The sequence below is a fragment of the Ruegeria sp. BA2 genome, assembly GCF_056539605.1.
Window position 1 is genome coordinate 398,644 of the sequence record NZ_JBQFVE010000003.1, and the last position, 16,001, is coordinate 414,644.

A 16,001-nucleotide genomic window follows, 5' to 3' on the forward strand; every position below is an offset into this window, starting at 1 on the left:
TCTATCGCAGGGAAGTCATAACAATGTCTGTCACATCCCGCGCGACGCTGTCCATGTCTCGATTGCCATCAACGACGCGAAACCGATCGGAAAACTCATCTGCGAGGGACAGAAACCCGGCACGCATCTGCTGTTGCAGGTTCAGTCCGAAGTCTTCGAACCGCTCTTCAGCTCCCTGACGCCCCTTGGCGCGGGACAGACCGGTTTCCGGGTCCATGTCGATCAGCAAAGTCATGTCGGGTTCCCGTCCGATCATCAGATTGTGCAACTGATCGACCAAGCCGCGCAGATCACCGCGCGACAAACCCTGATACATCCGCGTGCTGTCAGCGAAACGATCGCAAATCACCACTTTGCCCTCGGCCAGCGCGGGCTCGATCGTGCGTTCCAGATGGTCGCGCCGGGCAGCGGTGAACAGCAGGATTTCGGTCTCGGCTGACCAACGGTCAGGATCACCCTGCAGCACAAGGCTTCGGATTTCCTCGGCCCCGTCAGAGCCGCCGGGCTCGCGGGTCAAAACGACATCGCGCCCGTCGCGACGCAGGTGCTCGGCCAGCAGGCGGGCCTGCGTAGACTTGCCCGATCCGTCAATGCCTTCAAAGGTCAGAAACGTACCGCGCGTGGTCACATTTGCTCCAGCGGAGTGTTGATCACGTCTTTCAGGACAATCCCACCAACCGTCATCATACGCACAACAAAACCACCAAGCGGCACATCCTTGTCCGCCACCAAAGGACGGCGAATTTCAGGCAACCCTTCGGGTTTGATGACCAATTCAGCCAATTGCTGCCCTTTGCTGACAGGCGCATTGATCGGGCCTTCATAGACAACTTCGGCCTCGATATCCTTGTTTCCCAACACCGGGAAAAGCAGGGTCAGATCGCCCTCGGGGACCAGCCCAACCGTCTTGTCGGCGCCCATCCAAAGCTTGGCCTGGGCTACCGGTTCTTCCGCTTTGGCAACTGTCCTCTCGACAAAATTTCGAAACGACCAGTTAACCACGGCCTCAGCCTCCTCTGCGCGCTTGGCTGTGCTGTCGAGGCCAGAGAGGACGAAAACAACGCGGCGATCACCTTGTTTGGCCGAACCAACCAGACCATACCCGGCCTCTTGCGTATGGCCTGTCTTGAGGCCATCAGCCCCGATATCAAGCTTCAGTAGCGGGTTGCGGTTGCGTGCGTTCGAAGGTGCGCGGCCATCAAACTCGAACTCTTCTTCGGCGAAAAGCGGGTAGTATTCGGGAAAATCCGTAATCAGCCGATCCGCCAGAACCGCTAAGTCATGCACCGACATCATGTGCCCGGCTGCGGGCCAGCCGTTGGAATTGGCAAAGTTTGAGTGATTCATTCCCATCTGCTGCGCACGTTGGGTCATGAACCGGGCGAACCCGGCCTCGGTCCCGTCGGGGCTAAGCGCTTCGGCGATCACCACGCAAGCATCGTTGCCCGACAGTACGATAATGCCTCTTAGAAGATCCTCGACCGTAACGCGATCTTGTGTATTCAGAAACATGGTCGAACCGCCATAACTCATGGCGTGTTCCGACACGGGCAATGTCTCTTGCAAGGTCAACCGCCCATCGCGCAGGGCTTCGAAAGCCACATAGAGCGTCATGAGTTTCGACATGGACGCCGGGGGCAGAGGCTGATCGGCATCTTTGGACAGCAGCACCGTCCCTGTTTTCTGGTCGATCACATAAGCCGCGCGCGCGGTCGTATCGAACGCATGTGCAGGCAGCGCCATAAGCGCCAACCCAAGGGCCAGAGTGGTTGATCGCAAAGCGGAAAACATCATGGGCCTCCTGTTCTGTCAGTTTTTGGCCGTGAAGGCGTCGGTGAACCCGAGGTCTTTTACATCGTTCAACATCGCCCGACGTTCAGCGCGAGTCGCGACTGGCCCGACCAGAACGCGCCAGACCGATTTGTCCTCGCTCTTAAGCTCCAGCACCTCGGCGGTCATGCCGTTGCGGCGGATCTTTTCGGCGGCACTTCGGGCGTTGGATTCAACACTGAAGGTTCCCGCCTGAACAAACGGTTTGGCCAATCCGCCAGCCGTCGTGGCGCTCGCCGCGACCGGAGCCGCTGCAGCTGTTGGTTCAGATGCTTCTATGGCCGCCGCTGCACCGGCAATTGGGTCCAGCGGTGTTTCGGTGATTTCGTTGGGGTCTTTCTTTTGCCACCACTTCCGTTTGGCAGGCTTCTCAGCCGGTGGCGTTACCACAGGCTCAGACAATGCGGCCGTTTGTGGTTCCTGCACGGCAGCAGCTTGCGTCTCTTGCGCAGCGGTCTCTGCCTCAGAAACTGCTGCAGCGGTCGCGGCGGCCGCTGCAGTCTCGTCGCTTGGTTTCTTTTGCCACCATTTGCGTTTGGCGGGTTTTTCAGGTGCCGGGGCTTCGGCTGCAGCCAGATCGGTGCTTGCCACGTCAGCGGTGGGAGAGTCGGTATCAGTGGAAGCGACTGTTGCCCCCGCTGCTGCGCCCGCAACTACGGCTGCTCCGGCCGATGTTTCTGCGCTGGGCTTTTTCTGCCACCATTTGCGCTTTTGTGGCTTTTCTACCTCAGCCGCGTCGGTATCCGGGGCGTTCGACGCTTCAGCGGTTTGCGACTCTTCCGTAGTCTCTGCGTCTTCGGACGGCTCCGCCTCAGCCGACGCAGGGGGCTCTTCAATAGCCTCTCGCCGTAGGGCGACGACTTGAACCTTGGTTGGCGCACCGGCAAGCATGCCCAATTTCTCTGCTGCCGAAGACGAGACCTGCAGCGCAGGTCCGGGCAAGTTCCGTTCGCGTCGGAACAGGGCTCCGGTGACGGTTTTGTTGTTCGCCGTGTTTTTGATGACAACACGCTCAGGTTGCGTCACATCGGGGTGCGCGACCCAAATGCCACCCAGCGAAGGCCGCCCGTCCCAAAGGCCCGCTTCGGTTACCTGAAAGACCTCTGGCGCCTCGACATCGCGCTGTTGCCCCGAGGCCGCTTCGGGGAACAATTCAAATCGATTGGTGTTGTCTGCATCATCGACAGCGGTGTCTTCCGGAGGGTCTTCTGAAGTGAGGAACCCTTCTTCGCATCCAGCCAGTGCTGCCATGGCCACGACCAGAATTGCCAGCCGTTGTGGCCCAAAGCGTGTGCCCGTAGCTCGCTCCATTTTTCTCAATCCCTTGCCTGACAAGGCCAATTTGGCCGCGCCCCACCGCGTATTGCTGGTTCTTGTTGCCAGTCTCATGCGGTCTCTGCGTCGGATCATAGCGTGAGCGCCCGGTCATGGAAAGACTGCTGCACACGCTTAGGCAATATTTCCCCTCTTTATGGCTTGCCTCTGCGCTCAACTCGCCTTAGACCCTGCCTCACGCGGGGAGGTGGCAGAGTGGTCGAATGCGGCGGTCTTGAAAACCGTTGAACGTGAGAGCGTTCCCAGGGTTCGAATCCCTGTCTCCCCGCCACTCATACCTGTCTCACTTCAGTTGTGTTTTCTGACCCGGAATTGTGCCGCAATTCCCGCGCGTTGGCGCATGCGCTTTCAATCAGAGACGGAGCAGATCGCACACTCAGAGCGCAATTCCGGCCGCAGTCTCAGTGTCGCATTTTAGCGGGGTCGCTTTGGGCGGGATTTCCCTGATACCCGGCAATTTACAGGGAATTTTCGTGAAACGGGTCTGAGTTCCGTCATTCCTCACTTCAGAACTGTATGTTTTCCAGAGGTTTATGTTGCAAATTCCCTAAAACGTGGAACAGGGAATTTTCTCGTGGGAACAGGGAATTGTGCCGACGGATCAGGGAGGGCGAAACCTGTATCAGGGACGCAGGACTGGAGCTATCAAAAGCCGAACAGGCGTTCCTGTTCGGACCAATCAAGTGGGTGGGTCACGCTGACCAGACGCTTGAGTGTGAGTTCGGGCGGCTGGGTGCCGTCGAGAATCGCAGCCTGAATCTTCGGGGAGAGAAACGCGATCTGAGCACGGGTACGGATGAAGGCGCCGGGGAGGTTTTCCCGCCGCGCAATTTCCATCAGTTGAACCCCGGCTTTCAGATCTCGGGCCCAGCCATGAGCGCGGATCAGCATGGACCGGAGGTGGGGGTCGGGTTGGGGTGCCATATCTCCGGCGATTACCTTGGCCTCGACGCCGCGGCGGCGCTGATCGAAGGGTGCGGTGATGTGCGTGAGATCCGGGTGCAGATGATCGGTAGTGATGCCAAGAGTGCTTGCCAGGGTTTTGCGGTTCAATTCGAGGTCGATCTGTCTTCGTGCGATTTTGCCTTTGGCCAGAAGAGCAGCGCCCACATAACCGCCTTGGCGTTGAAGCCGAGTCACCAAATCGGCAATTGACGTCTGGATCACCGCGGCTGACCCGGCCTCCGGTTGCGACAGAACTCGATGCGTGATTGCGGCGTCTTGCAGATGTCTGACGATGACATCAATGACCGCGTTTTCCAGCGCAGGGCCGGGCAGTCGCCAGCCGGAGATATCCTTGCCGCCCGAGATGAGTCTGTTGGAGATATAGTAGCGCAACCGTCGGCCTGTGCGCGTGGTGTGGGTTGGCGTCAACCGATCACCAGTTTCGTCATGCAGCAGACCGGTGAGCCAGGACCCGGGGTCAGTGGAGAGTTGGCGCGCACCGGAGTGGCCGCGTGCCCGCGAGCGGTTGGAGGTCTGTCGCATTTTTTCCTGCACCCGGTCCCAAATGTCCTGATCGATGATCGCCGGATGTTGTCCGTCCCAGATCTTGTCCTTGTGGCGGATTTTTCCGAGATAAACCGGGTTGCGCAACAGGTAATAGATCTGGCCGCGTGACAGCGGACAATCCCCCTTCACGCTTCCATCCGCCCGAACAACCCGTTTTGACCGCAGTCCTTCTGCTGTTGCCCGTTCTTCTACTTTGCGCAGACAACCCAGTTCGTCATAAAGCCCAAAGAGATGCCGGACCGTTCTGGCCTCATCTTCGTTCACCACCAGCGTTCTTGCTTTTGGACCGGGGTGGCGGTCATAGCCCAGGGGCAGGTTGCCACCCATCCAAAGCCCCTTTTTCTTGGACGCCGCGATTTTGTCGCGAATACGTTCGGCGGTGACTTCCCGTTCAAACTGAGCAAAGGACAACAGCACGTTAAGGGTTAATCGACCCATGGATGAAGAAGTATTGAAGGCCTGTGTGACGGACACAAAAGAACAGTTCGCCTGTTCCAGCCGTTCGACCAGCTTAGAGAAGTCGGCAAGCGACCGGGTCAGCCGGTCAATCTTGTAGACCACCACCATGTCAATACGCCCGGCATCGATATCTTCAAGCAGGCGTTGCAGGGCGGGGCGCTCTAAGGTGCCGCCCGACAGGCCACCGTCATCGTAGCGGACTGGCAATTGGGTCCAGCCTTCATGTCGCTGGCTGGCGACATAAGCCGCGCAGGCTTCATATTGCGCATCTAGTGAATTGAAGTCCTGGTCCAACCCATCCTCGGACGACTTGCGCGTATAGATGGCGCATCGGGTTTTGCGGCGCGGGCTCATTTGGCCCCCTTGCCGGTGAGCCCAAAGAAACGCGGCCCTGACCAATGCGCGCCGGTTATCTCTCGGGCGATGGCCGAGAGTGAGCGATAGGACCGACCGTTCCAAGTGAAGCCGTCTTCTGTAACGTCGACTACATGGGTCACGCTATTCCACTCGCGCAGCAGGCGCCCGCCGGGTTTTAGGGCAGGGCATGTAGGCCGGGGCTTGTTCTCAGAGCCCTTTTCCAGCGTGGCTTGGACCTGCCGGGGTAGCCCGCCATGACGGCGGGACTGCATCTCAAAGGCGATAAAACGGCGCAGGAAGGGTTGGCTGAGCATGGCGGGTGCGGGTTGATGAAACAGTTGCTGCCAAATCGTGACCAGATCCGATCGACCCATGGTGGCCAGATCGGCGACGCCGCTCGTCTTGGTCATGACTCTTCTCCTGTTCCCGCCGTCAGGTGATATGTGGATGGTCCATTTGGTTTGTCAGATGTTCGCCGTTCAATTGTGACGCCTTTTTTCCGCAGACCGCTTAGAGCTGCTCGGACCGAATGAGGCTGCCACTCCGTTGCTTTGCAGAGCGCCTCAAGGCTGGCGCCACTCGGGCGGCGCAACAAGTGTTGCACTTTGTCAATTTTGGTTTGTTTGGATTTGGACATGTATCGTCTCCTCTGATCTTGGGTCAGCGAGATGCCGAACCCTGGTACCGAGGAGCGCCCGAATGGCTCGGGCGTTGGTTCAGTGATGCGTGGTTCACAGCAACAGTCCAGCTCTTTCTGGGGCAATCCGAAGAGGGCTGTGTTATGCCGGGCGTTGCTGCTGTACCCCCGATTATTCGTCAACAATCTTAATTGGTTACTTTTTGCTTGGGGGTTGCAATTGCAAAAGCCCGCGCATAGATTCTGCTCAGCCCTGCAAGGGACAAGGTCCCACGGGGAGGTGAACACATCTCCCAGGCAGCATTCGGCGCCGCATTTTTTGAAGCGGATAAGACCGAGAGCATTCGAAGGGGCAACGAACCGGATCGATTGGTCCGGAGAGTTGTTAATCGTGCTCTCTCCGAATTCCCAACACGATCCTTTCTTGTCGACGCTAACGAGCGTCAAACGAAAGGAGGCGGCTATGTCTGCCCAAAAAACACACAGCGACGCCAAGGCGTCCAACACGCCGATCTGGATGGCGGACAAAGTCATCCAATCTCAGATCAGCCAGATCAAGCCCTACGCCAACAACAATCGCGTGCACGCGGCCAAGAATATTAACAAGCTGAAGGAGTCGGTGGCCAAGTTTGGCTTTGTCACCCCGATCTTGTTGGATGGTTCGGGCACAATCATCGCGGGTCATGGCCGCTATGAAGCCGCCAAGGCTCTGGGGTTGAAGTCTGTGCCGACGGTTGTCGCGGATCACTTGTCAGATGCTGAAGTGCGCGCTCTGCGCATTGCGGATAACAAGCTAGCGGAATTGTCCGACTGGAACGAAGCGGCCCTTCAGATTGAGTTTGCCGAGCTGATGGATCTCAGCCTTGATAGCGAGTTGAACTTTGATCTGGACATCACAGGGTTCGAAACACCGGAGATCGACATCATTATCGACAGCGTCGGTGAGGTGACGGAATCTGTAGCGGAAACTGTTGAGACGCCGGACCCTGCGGCACCCGTAGCCACGGAGTCGGGCGACCTCTGGGTTCTCGGAGATCATCGCATCTTCTGCGGGGACGCCCTTCAAGCCCAGAGCTACGACACCTTGCTGGAAGGCGAGACCCCGCAGATAGTCTTCACCGATCCGCCTTACAACGTGCCGGTCAATGGGCATATCCGTTGCGGCACCGGCGGCGATCATCGCGAATTTGCCATGGCGTCGGGAGAAATGTCGGATAGCGAGTTCCGTGGCTTTCTCTCGGACGTGAACAACCGGCTGTTTGACTGCTTGCCGGGCGGGGGCATTGCGATGATCTGCATGGACTGGCGTCATATCGAAGAACTGATTACGACCGGCAAGGCAGGCGGCTTTGATCTCATCAACCTCTGCGTCTGGAACAAGACAAACGGAGGCATGGGCAGCCTTTATCGTTCCAAGCACGAGCTGGTTGCTATCTTCAAGAAGCCTGGTGCGCCGCATATCAACAATGTCGAACTGGGAAAGCATGGTCGCAACCGGACCAATGTCTGGGATTATGCCGGTGTGAACAGCTTTGGGGTAGGGCGTGACGCGGATCTCGCTGATCATCCCACAGTGAAGCCAACGGCCCTGGTCGCGGATGCCATCATGGATGTGAGCCACCGCGGCGATGTCGTGCTGGACTCCTTTGGCGGGTCCGGCGCGACCTTGCTGGCCGCTGAGAAAACCGGACGCCGGGCGCGGCTGATTGAGCTCGACCCGGTTTATGTCGACGTCGCCATCCGTCGTTGGCAGGAGATGACCGGTGAGAGCGCCGTGCATGCCGTCACGGGGCAAGCGTTCGATGCGCGTTCTGCGGCCAGCGACACCGCCTCGAAGCAGGAGGCGGATCATGTCTGACTATACGAAAGATTACGAAGTGGGCTACGGCAAACCGCCTAAAGCAACCCAATTCAAGAAAGGCCGATCCGGCAATCCGAAAGGGCGGCCGAAAGGTGCCAAAGGGGTGAGTGCCAGCTTGAAACGTGAATTGGAAACCAAGATTACGGTTCGCGAAGGCAGCCACGAAATCCGGATTTCCAAGGCGGAGGCAATTGCCAAGCGGCTCACGGCTGGCGCGTTGAAGGGCGACACGAAATTACTGATGGCGCTGTTGAAGCTGGACTCAGATCTGTTCAACACAAGTGACATGGACGCGCAAGAAAGCGTCCGCGCGGTTGAGCCGGACGCTGTCGACTACGACATTCTCCGGGATTTCTTTTCCAGTCACCCGGATGGTGACGGCGGTCCTGAAGATGAGGAGGCCTATGATGTCAGCTCCTGATCCCAAAATGGTCCGGCAGGTCGCTCGCGAGATTTGCCGGGATAATTTCTTTCCCTTCGTGTGGCGTGTGTTTGGCACGCTGCACCAGGGAACTGACCGCAGCTTTGATCCGGCCTGGCATGTGCGGGCCATGTGCCATGAGTTGGACAACGTTCGCGTCGGCGAAAACAAGCGGTTGATCATCAACATTCCGCCCCGGTGCCTGAAGTCGGTCACCGTGGCTGTTGCGTATGTCGCCTATCTTCTCGGTCATAACCCCAGCGCTAAGATCATTGTTGCCAGCTATGGGCTGGATCTGGCGCGCAAACATTCCGAAGATTGTCGTCGGATCATGTCTGCGCGTTGGTACCGGGAAATCTTTCCCGGAACTGTTCTGGCCCGTAAGGGCAACACCTCAGAAGAAATCCGCACCACAATGGGAGGCAGCCGTAAGGCTGTCTCCATCGGCAGTTCTGTCACTGGCCATGGTGCCGATTACATTATCATCGATGATCTGCTGAAAGCGGGTGATGCGGGTTCCGAAGCTGAACTGGTCAAGGCGCAGGAGTTTATTGAGGGAACCTTGCTGTCGCGCTTTGACAACCCGGCCGAGGGGCGCGTTGTTATGGTCGCACAGCGGTTGCACGAGATGGATCCGCCGGGGTATCTGCTGGAACGCGGGACCTATCGGCATCTGAATCTGCCTGCCATCGCCGAAGACCATGAGACGGTTCCTCTTGGGCGTGGACGGGTCCAGCGCCGCAATCCTGGTGATCTCCTGTGTCCGTCACGCCTGGATCAGCAAACGCTGGATACGAAGCGTCGCGAAATGGGCGCGGCCGTGTTCAATTGCCAGTATCAGCAAAACCCGATTGCGCCAGAAGGGTCGCCCTTACGCTGGGAGTGGTTTGGCACCTACGAGACCATCGAAGATCGCCGCTGGTATCAGCTTGTCGTTCAAAGCTGGGATACTGGCATGTCGGCGAACCCGCAGTCCGACTTCTCGGTGTGTACGACCTGGGGGTTCCGCGAAAATGCGTGGTATCTTCTCGACGTCTGGCGCGGTCAGATGGACTACCCAGACCTGAAGGCTAAGGCACTGCAGCTTGTCGGCCGTTGGGATCCCGATCGTGTTCTGATCGAAGATGCTGCCTCAGGCAAACCGCTTTTCGATGAGTTGTTTCGTGATGACCGCCGGCGGTACGACCGTGTCAAACCTGATAAGGACAAGGAAACCCGGTTCCAGTCCGCGTGCGGTCCTGTCGAAGAGGGCAAGGTGTACCTGCCTGCAGACGCGCCCTGGCTGGCGACGTTCAAACGCGAACTGCAGTCCTTTCCACGCGGTCGCAATGACGATCAGGTCGACAGCTTTGCCCACTTTGTGAACTGGTCCAAGGGAGTGGGGTTCTATCGGGCGCTAGGCCATGATCATCAGATAAACATCGAACGTCGCGAGCGCCGTCGCGAGCGGATCAGACGGCGGTAGAACAGAAACCAAGGTTCGAGGCCGGTAGTCGGCCTAGAACCGCCCAGCGAAACCTTGGTCATTGGGTCCGAAGGGCGGAAACCGGAAGTTCGCTGCAGGTGCCAACAACTCTTTGTGCTGGCATCGAAGCGGACCTTCAGATTGCCAAATGTGCGATCAACTGAAAGTGGGTGACGGAACCGCGAAATTGCGTTCTTGTTCATCAGAGAACCACATTTACTTGGCATATACATACAACAATATTGGATTACTCTCGTCGGTGGATAGACAAAGTAATTAAGTGAAAAAGTGATTTACAGTATCGCTCAGTCTCTAGTCGGTTGACGCAAAGCGAGAACCAGCAGACCCGACGCCGGCCGCATCCAAGTATTCGGGCCAGTTGTCGGACACCCCTGTTTCCAGGCCATCGTTCTTTACGCTCCTCTGAGCCGAATTGCTTTCACTTTGAACATGCTGTACGCGGATTGCCCGGCAAACGCTCTGACAGACTTTGGAACACTGCGTACAATACCGGTATCATAAGAAGGCCGAGGGTGCTGTCGATGATCATGCCTGCAAAGACTGGATAGCCGATAGACACCCGGCCCGCCGCGCCCGCACCGCTGGCCAGCATCAGCGGCAGCACGCCCATGATAAAGCATAGGCCCGTCATCGTGACCGGCCGGAACCGCATGTGGGCGGCCTTGATCGCCGCATCATCAATAGATATGCCTTCATTGCGCCGCATGTTATGGGCAAATTCGACAACCATGATGGCCTTCTTTGCGGCGAGGCCGATCAACAGAACGATCCCAATCTGTGCGTAGATATTGTTGTTGATGTTGGGGATGAATTGCAGCGGAATGAGCGCGCCCAGAACCGCAAAGATAGTGGACGCCATGATCGCAAGGGGCAAAATCCAGCTTTCATATTGGGCGACCATAAACAAATAGGCAAAAACCACCGCAAGCGCCAGGATAATGAGAACGAGGTCACCGGCTTGGACCTCCTGCAGTGATACGTCCGTCCACTCTAGGATGTAGCCTTCGGGCAGGGTGCTCGCGGCGACCTGCTCAACCAGCGCGATGCCTTCGCCAGAGCTGACCCCCGTTTGCAGCTGGGTACTGATCGACGCTGAATTGAACAAGTTGTAGCGATAAAGGATCTCGGCCCCCAGTTGCGGCTTGACGGTCACGAATGTCCGCAGCGGCAGCGCGGTGCCTGACGCATTCTTGACATACACTCCTTCAATCTCATCCAACGATTGCCGGTGTTTTGCATCTGCTGACATGACCACCCAATAGACCCGGCCGCCGCGCACGAAATTGTTCACGTACAGTGACCCAAAACTTGCCTGCAGAGCGGTGAAAATCTTGCTAACATCCACTTGCAGCGCTTCGGCCCGGTCTCGGTCTATATCTAGGAAATACTGGGGTGCATTGGCTGACATGGAGCTGTAGGCCTGCTGCACTTGAGGCTGTTTCATCAATGCGGCAAGCAAGCCGTTTTTAACCGCATCAAACTCCTGCACGTCATGGGACTGCAGATCCAGCAGTTGTGCCGACAGGCCGCCTGCCTGCCCGACGCCGGAAATAGCAGGTAGTGGGAAAACAAACGAGGTCGCCTCTGGTCTTGTCGCGAGAATATCGTTCAAGGCGAACATGATGTTATACCACTGGGTTTCCTTGGATTTCCTCTCGTCCCATGGATCGAGAAGCATCACCAACATACCTACATTTGACTTGTCCCCGGCGATCAGGCTGAACCCTGCAACCGACGTCACCGAAGCAACTCCGGGGTGCTCTTTGACCTGTTCGCCGATGTCCAGCAACACCTCTTCGGTGCGCTGAAGCGATGCACCATCGGGCAGGGTAATGCTGGCAAAGAGAACGCCGTTGTCTTCGGGCGGGATAAACCCGGTGGGTGTGTGCAGGAACAGATACACGGTTCCGGCCACAACGCCAGCGTATAGGATCAGGCACAGGGCCTTGAACCTCAGCGTGAGCCTGACCAGTGCCACATAGACATCCCGGCATCGGTTGATCGCTTTGGGTATGATGCGGGCAATCCCTTTGGGATGCCCGGTTTTACGACTTAGAAACTGAGCGCACAGTACCGGGCCTAGCGTGAGGGCGTTTATTGCAGAAAGGGTGAAGGCAAAGGTGATTGTCAGGGCGAATTGAAGGTAGATGCGGCCGGTAATGCCCGGAAAGAAGCAGACCGGTATGAACACGGCGGCCAGAACAAAAGTTGTTGCGATGATCGGTCGCGTAACCTGCGACATGGCCTTGAGCGTTGCCTCGCGCGGCTCCAGACCGTCTTCTTCCATGATCCGTTCGGTGTTTTCGATGATGATGATCGCATCATCAATCACCAGAGTGATGGCCAGTACCAAAGCAAAAAGAGTGATCATATTGGCGCTAAACCCAATCAGGTAGATGAGAGCAATCGTCCCCAGAAGGGACACAGGGATGGCAACCGCTGGGATGATCGTGGCGCGTATGCTCAGCAGGAACACAAAGGTCACGGCAACAACGATGGCGGCTGTTATGGCCAGTGTTGTGATTATCTCTTCGATCGACTGACGCACCGCGTCGGTCACGTCATAGGCAAGGATGTATTCTACATCATCGGGGAATTGTTGGGCCAGTTTTTCGATCTCGGTCTGTACGGCTGTAGAGACATCGATTGCGTTGGCTCCGCTTTCCTGAAAAATCGCAAGGATCGCGGAAGGCTGACCGTTGTAGTAGGCGATGGCGGAATAGTTCTCAGCGCCTAATTCGATGCGGGCAATGTCCTTAAGACGCACAAATGAGCCGTCATCCTGCGCTTGAACAATGATGTTCTCGAACTGTTTTGGATCGTCCAACAGGCCTTGAGCATCCAAAGTGAACTGAAACGCAGTCGTTTCATCGTCGAACGGGGCCGCGCCAATCTGCCCTGCTGCGGCTTCGATATTTTGTGCCTGTATCGCGGCTTCCACGTCAGTGGCATCAATGTTAAGGGCCGCCATCTGATCCGTGTTCAGCCAGATCCGCATGGAATAGTTCAACTGACCAAACTGCGTTGTTGCACCCACTCCGTCGATGCGGCTGAGAGGGTCTTGCAGGAAATCCGCCGAATAGTTGCTCAGAAACAGTTGATCGTAGGTTTTATTGGGCGATACCAGGTTAATCACCTGCAGCATGTTGCTGTTCTGCTTCGAGGTGGAAATCCCTTGCTGAGTCACCGTCTCGGGCAGAAGCGCTGTGGCCAGCGCGACGCGGTTTTGCACATTTACCGCGGCAATATCCGGGTCGGTGTTAATATCGAAAGTGATTGTCAGACTGTATGTACCTTCGCTCGACGACGAGGAGGACATGTAGATCATGCCCTCAACTCCGTTCACTTCTTCTTCGATAGGTGTTGCCACAGCGTCCCGGATCAGAGCAGCATTAGCGCCGGGATAGCTCGCTGTGACCTGGATCTGTGGCGGAGCGATTGACGGGAATTCGGCGATGGGTACCAATCGGGTCGCGATGGCACCCAGCAGAACCATAATCACAGCCAGAACAATGGCAAAGTTCGGACGATCAATGAAGAATTTGGATAGCATATTAAGGACTACCGCTTAGGATTGGTTCTCGGTCGGGGTGACTTTTTCATCCTCCCGGACCCGTTGCAGACCCTGAACGATGACCAAGTCCCCGGCCTGCAGGCCCGAAGAGACCACCCAGTCAAGACCAGTTTGTGCCCCCAAGGTAACATCCTGCCGTTTTGCGACGTTGTCGCTGTTCACAACAAACACGAAGTGACCCTTTTGGTCCAATTGGATGGCGGTCTGAGGGATCACAACCACTTCTTTGGCATTAGGATCGTCGAAGGTGACCGTCACCACTTGTCCGGGGATCAGCAGACCGTCAGAGTTTTCGAATGTGGCACGGATTTCAATCGTGTCGGTTGCCGCTTCGATTTCGTTGCTGATGTAGGTAACCTGCCCGCTTTGCGCATAGGTCGCCCCGCTACTCAGTTCCAGCCGAACACCCAGCGTCGATGTATTTTGTCCGATCAGTCCTTGCTGCCGCTTTTGGATCAGATCACGCTCGCTGACGTAGAGGCTGACATAAATCGGATCGACGCTGGTGATGGTCGCAAGCACGCCGGAGTTTGAGCTAACAAGATTGCCAACGTCGACGTTTGACTTCGATATGCGACCGTCGATTGGGCTGGTGATCGTTGTATAGCTTAGATTGATTTTCGCCTGTTCCAGTTCCGCTTCGGCCTTACTGACCGCAGCCTGATCCGCGCCAAGCGTTGCCTGTGCCGAGTCAACCGTGGATTGCGGAACATCGTCGCGCTGCAGCAGGGCCAGCTGACGCTCGTAGTCCACCTCAGCGCCTTTTGCGGTCGACTTTGCGCCGTTGACCGTCGCAGCGGATTGATCGACCAGCGCCTGGTAGGAATCTCGTTCGATCTCAAACAGGATATCGCCTGTTTTGACCAGCCCACCTTCGACGAACTTTCGCGCATCTAACGTGCCTTCGACACGCGCCATGATATCCACCGTGCTGATCGCCTCGACACGGCCCACATAGGAATCTGTCAAGCCTGATTTTTGGGTTTGGGCCTTCAGGACAAGCACACTTGGTGGGGTCGCATCAGTCTGCGCATGAGCGGCCGCCGAAACAAACAAAAGAGCTGTTGCCAGAACGAACCAAACACTTCGCATCAACTCAAATCCACCTTTGTATGAAAACAACTGTTGCGAGCGTTGCATTGGTTTGCCCGTCAGTCAATCATTCAGGCAGCCGGACCTCCATTGGCGCCTTGCGACCCGAACAAAGTGAGAATGGCGAAATGAACACCGCGCGCTTGGTGAACCTACCTGACCGTTTCACCGATCGCGGTTGATGAATTGGCAGGGGCAGCTATGACTGAACTATCTTCTCAATCGAGACAGGGACCGTATGAAGCGCCTCATTCAAATAGTCGGAACTGTTCTGGTCTGTATGATCCCTCTTGTGCTGATTTACGCCGCAAGCGTGTTTTTCTATGGCAGGTACTTTTACGACAGCCAGTCTGAACTGCCAGGCTGGCCGGATACAATAGACTTTGATGATCCGCTGGAATGGCGTACCGACGATCCCAAGCGGGTGCGCATACTGGCGATGAACGGTGGCGCCTTATATGGTCTGGCAGAGCTTGAAGTTCTGAAGGCGCTTGAGGAGAAATCAGGCAAGCCTGTACACGAACTTTTTGACTTTGTAGCCGGATCATCGACCGGAGCAATCATAGCCGCGCTGTTGTTCAGCCCCAGCGGGGAGAACGGACAACCGATCACGGCCGAAAAAGCGCTGGAGGACTATGAGCAATATGCAAGAGAAATTCTGGGAATCCCTATTTATCATAAAATACTGACGGGCCATGGTCTGTTCGGCCCGGCCATCCCAAATGAGGGCCGCTTTAGAGTGTATGAACAAGCATTTGGTGACACTAGGTTCAATGACCTTCTGCGCCCGGCTATGTTCCCGTCTTATTCGCAGAAAGAGAACGGACTTAGAGTGTTCCGAAACTGGGATACTGTAGAAGGCAACATCTATCTACATTCACTTGTAACGGCGGTGACCAGTGCTCCGGTTTATTTTCCTGCGGTTACGTTCTCGGGCGAACATGCATCTGGGGAATTCCTTGGGGATGCTGCCATGATTTTGAACGCTCCGGGTGAAATCGCGTATCTGCACGCGCGCTCGAACCTGCCAGAACATCAGGAATTCGTAGTTGTCGCGCTTGGAAGCAAGCTGCGACAGCCTGTATCACCCGCGACCGCCGAAGGTGGCGGATTGATTAGGTGGTTCTTTCCTATGATGCATATGGTTTTCAACGGAGAAGCGACGGTCAGTTCGCACGCATTGCAAAGACATGCGGATTTTGAGTCGTCCATTGATATAGACAGCTATTTCCTGTCACCAGACGCGGTGACAGGCGTCAATGGGTTCAATCCTAAACAAGAAAATATCGACCAGATTCGGGCCTCTGGCCAGCGCTATGTCAAAGAAAACACTGAGTTGATTGATAAAGTTGTGAAGAAGCTCACCAACTAGATTCAGTAACACATGTCTCGATACCGAAAACTCTGGGTTTTTATGGGGCACTTTGATTGGCAGGT

General features: G+C 56.4%; 12 protein-coding genes and 1 tRNA gene. 5 read left to right on the forward strand and 8 right to left on the reverse strand.

What is annotated here, in order from left to right; all coding sequences use genetic code 11:
* Window position 1 precedes the first annotated feature (1 nt).
* From tmk to ACR0NN_RS09505, 3 genes are read right to left on the reverse strand one after another with little or no spacing between them, the layout of a single operon-like run.
* Window positions 2-628, reverse strand: a complete 627-nt coding sequence (gene tmk, locus ACR0NN_RS09495) for a dTMP kinase (protein ID WP_170720450.1) — start codon at window positions 626-628, stop codon at window positions 2-4.
* Window positions 625-1,791: a D-alanyl-D-alanine carboxypeptidase family protein gene (locus ACR0NN_RS09500; protein WP_480684484.1), complete on the reverse strand. Its 1,167-nt coding sequence runs from the start codon at window positions 1,789-1,791 to the stop codon at window positions 625-627. The genes tmk and ACR0NN_RS09500 overlap by 4 nt, the downstream gene beginning before the upstream one ends.
* Before the next feature lie 18 nt (window positions 1,792-1,809).
* Entirely contained in the window at window positions 1,810-3,141 is a 1,332-nt protein-coding gene (locus tag ACR0NN_RS09505; RefSeq protein ID WP_170720442.1) for an SPOR domain-containing protein, read from the reverse strand.
* A 205-nt stretch (window positions 3,142-3,346) separates the two neighbouring features.
* On the opposite strand from ACR0NN_RS09505, the gene ACR0NN_RS09510 reads away from it, so the two are divergent.
* A tRNA-Ser gene (locus ACR0NN_RS09510) sits at window positions 3,347-3,436 on the forward strand.
* A 374-nt stretch (window positions 3,437-3,810) separates the two neighbouring features.
* On the opposite strand, the gene ACR0NN_RS09515 is transcribed toward ACR0NN_RS09510, so the two are convergent.
* The 3 genes from ACR0NN_RS09515 to ACR0NN_RS09525 are packed head-to-tail and all read right to left on the reverse strand — an operon-like array spanning window position 3,811 to window position 6,664.
* Window positions 3,811-5,490, reverse strand: coding sequence for a recombinase family protein (locus tag ACR0NN_RS09515; protein WP_480684486.1), 1,680 nt, complete (start codon window positions 5,488-5,490; stop codon window positions 3,811-3,813).
* The gene (locus tag ACR0NN_RS09520) at window positions 5,487-5,903 is read right to left on the reverse strand and encodes a DUF2924 domain-containing protein (protein ID WP_480684488.1); all 417 of its coding nucleotides are present in this window, start codon (window positions 5,901-5,903) and stop codon (window positions 5,487-5,489) included. Before ACR0NN_RS09520 ends, ACR0NN_RS09515 begins: the two co-directional genes overlap by 4 nt.
* Complete coding sequence (locus ACR0NN_RS09525; RefSeq protein ID WP_480684490.1) at window positions 5,900-6,664, reverse strand: DUF3489 domain-containing protein; 765 nt, start codon at window positions 6,662-6,664, stop codon at window positions 5,900-5,902. The genes ACR0NN_RS09520 and ACR0NN_RS09525 overlap by 4 nt, the downstream gene beginning before the upstream one ends.
* On the opposite strand from ACR0NN_RS09525, the gene ACR0NN_RS09530 reads away from it, so the two are divergent.
* The 3 genes from ACR0NN_RS09530 to terL are packed head-to-tail and all read left to right on the forward strand — an operon-like array spanning window position 6,594 to window position 9,877.
* Complete coding sequence (locus tag ACR0NN_RS09530) at window positions 6,594-7,988, forward strand: site-specific DNA-methyltransferase (RefSeq protein WP_480684491.1); 1,395 nt, start codon at window positions 6,594-6,596, stop codon at window positions 7,986-7,988. The genes ACR0NN_RS09525 and ACR0NN_RS09530 overlap by 71 nt on opposite strands.
* Window positions 7,981-8,412, forward strand: a complete 432-nt coding sequence (locus ACR0NN_RS09535; protein ID WP_170687732.1) for a DUF5681 domain-containing protein — start codon at window positions 7,981-7,983, stop codon at window positions 8,410-8,412. Before ACR0NN_RS09530 ends, ACR0NN_RS09535 begins: the two co-directional genes overlap by 8 nt.
* Window positions 8,399-9,877 carry a phage terminase large subunit gene (gene terL / locus ACR0NN_RS09540; protein ID WP_170720430.1) on the forward strand — a complete coding sequence of 493 codons (1,479 nt, stop codon included), beginning with the start codon at window positions 8,399-8,401 and terminating at the stop codon, window positions 9,875-9,877. The genes ACR0NN_RS09535 and terL overlap by 14 nt, the downstream gene beginning before the upstream one ends.
* Window positions 9,878-10,316: 439 nt before the next feature.
* Here the strand turns inward: terL and ACR0NN_RS09545 are convergent, their stop codons facing one another.
* Together ACR0NN_RS09545 and ACR0NN_RS09550 are read right to left on the reverse strand one after the other, a co-directional pair.
* Complete coding sequence (locus tag ACR0NN_RS09545; protein WP_170720343.1) at window positions 10,317-13,451, reverse strand: efflux RND transporter permease subunit; 3,135 nt, start codon at window positions 13,449-13,451, stop codon at window positions 10,317-10,319.
* Between the two features lie 15 nt (window positions 13,452-13,466).
* Complete coding sequence (locus ACR0NN_RS09550; RefSeq protein ID WP_480669536.1) at window positions 13,467-14,612, reverse strand: efflux RND transporter periplasmic adaptor subunit; 1,146 nt, start codon at window positions 14,610-14,612, stop codon at window positions 13,467-13,469.
* Between the two features lie 232 nt (window positions 14,613-14,844).
* Here ACR0NN_RS09550 and ACR0NN_RS09555 point away from each other — a divergent pair, with 232 nt between their 5' ends.
* Window positions 14,845-15,936 (forward strand): patatin-like phospholipase family protein, encoded by a 1,092-nt coding sequence (locus ACR0NN_RS09555; protein ID WP_480684494.1) that lies wholly within the window; start codon window positions 14,845-14,847, stop codon window positions 15,934-15,936.
* Window positions 15,937-16,001 lie beyond the last annotated feature (65 nt).

Coding starts and splice junctions, on each gene's coding strand:
- ACR0NN_RS09500 (WP_480684484.1), bottom strand. CDS start 1,791: ATGTTTTCCGCTTTGCGATCAACCACTCTGGCCCTTGGGTTGGCGCTT.
- ACR0NN_RS09545 (WP_170720343.1), bottom strand. CDS start 13,451: ATGCTATCCAAATTCTTCATTGATCGTCCGAACTTTGCCATTGTTCTG.
- ACR0NN_RS09535 (WP_170687732.1), top strand. CDS start 7,981: ATGTCTGACTATACGAAAGATTACGAAGTGGGCTACGGCAAACCGCCT.
- ACR0NN_RS09515 (WP_480684486.1), bottom strand. CDS start 5,490: ATGAGCCCGCGCCGCAAAACCCGATGCGCCATCTATACGCGCAAGTCG.
- ACR0NN_RS09530 (WP_480684491.1), top strand. CDS start 6,594: ATGTCTGCCCAAAAAACACACAGCGACGCCAAGGCGTCCAACACGCCG.
- terL (WP_170720430.1), top strand. CDS start 8,399: ATGTCAGCTCCTGATCCCAAAATGGTCCGGCAGGTCGCTCGCGAGATT.
- ACR0NN_RS09555 (WP_480684494.1), top strand. CDS start 14,845: ATGATCCCTCTTGTGCTGATTTACGCCGCAAGCGTGTTTTTCTATGGC.
- ACR0NN_RS09550 (WP_480669536.1), bottom strand. CDS start 14,612: ATGCAACGCTCGCAACAGTTGTTTTCATACAAAGGTGGATTTGAGTTG.
- ACR0NN_RS09505 (WP_170720442.1), bottom strand. CDS start 3,141: ATGGAGCGAGCTACGGGCACACGCTTTGGGCCACAACGGCTGGCAATT.
- ACR0NN_RS09520 (WP_480684488.1), bottom strand. CDS start 5,903: ATGACCAAGACGAGCGGCGTCGCCGATCTGGCCACCATGGGTCGATCG.
- ACR0NN_RS09525 (WP_480684490.1), bottom strand. CDS start 6,664: ATGACTTTGTCCGCCATCCAGATCGGCGTGTTGGACGCCTTGGCGTCG.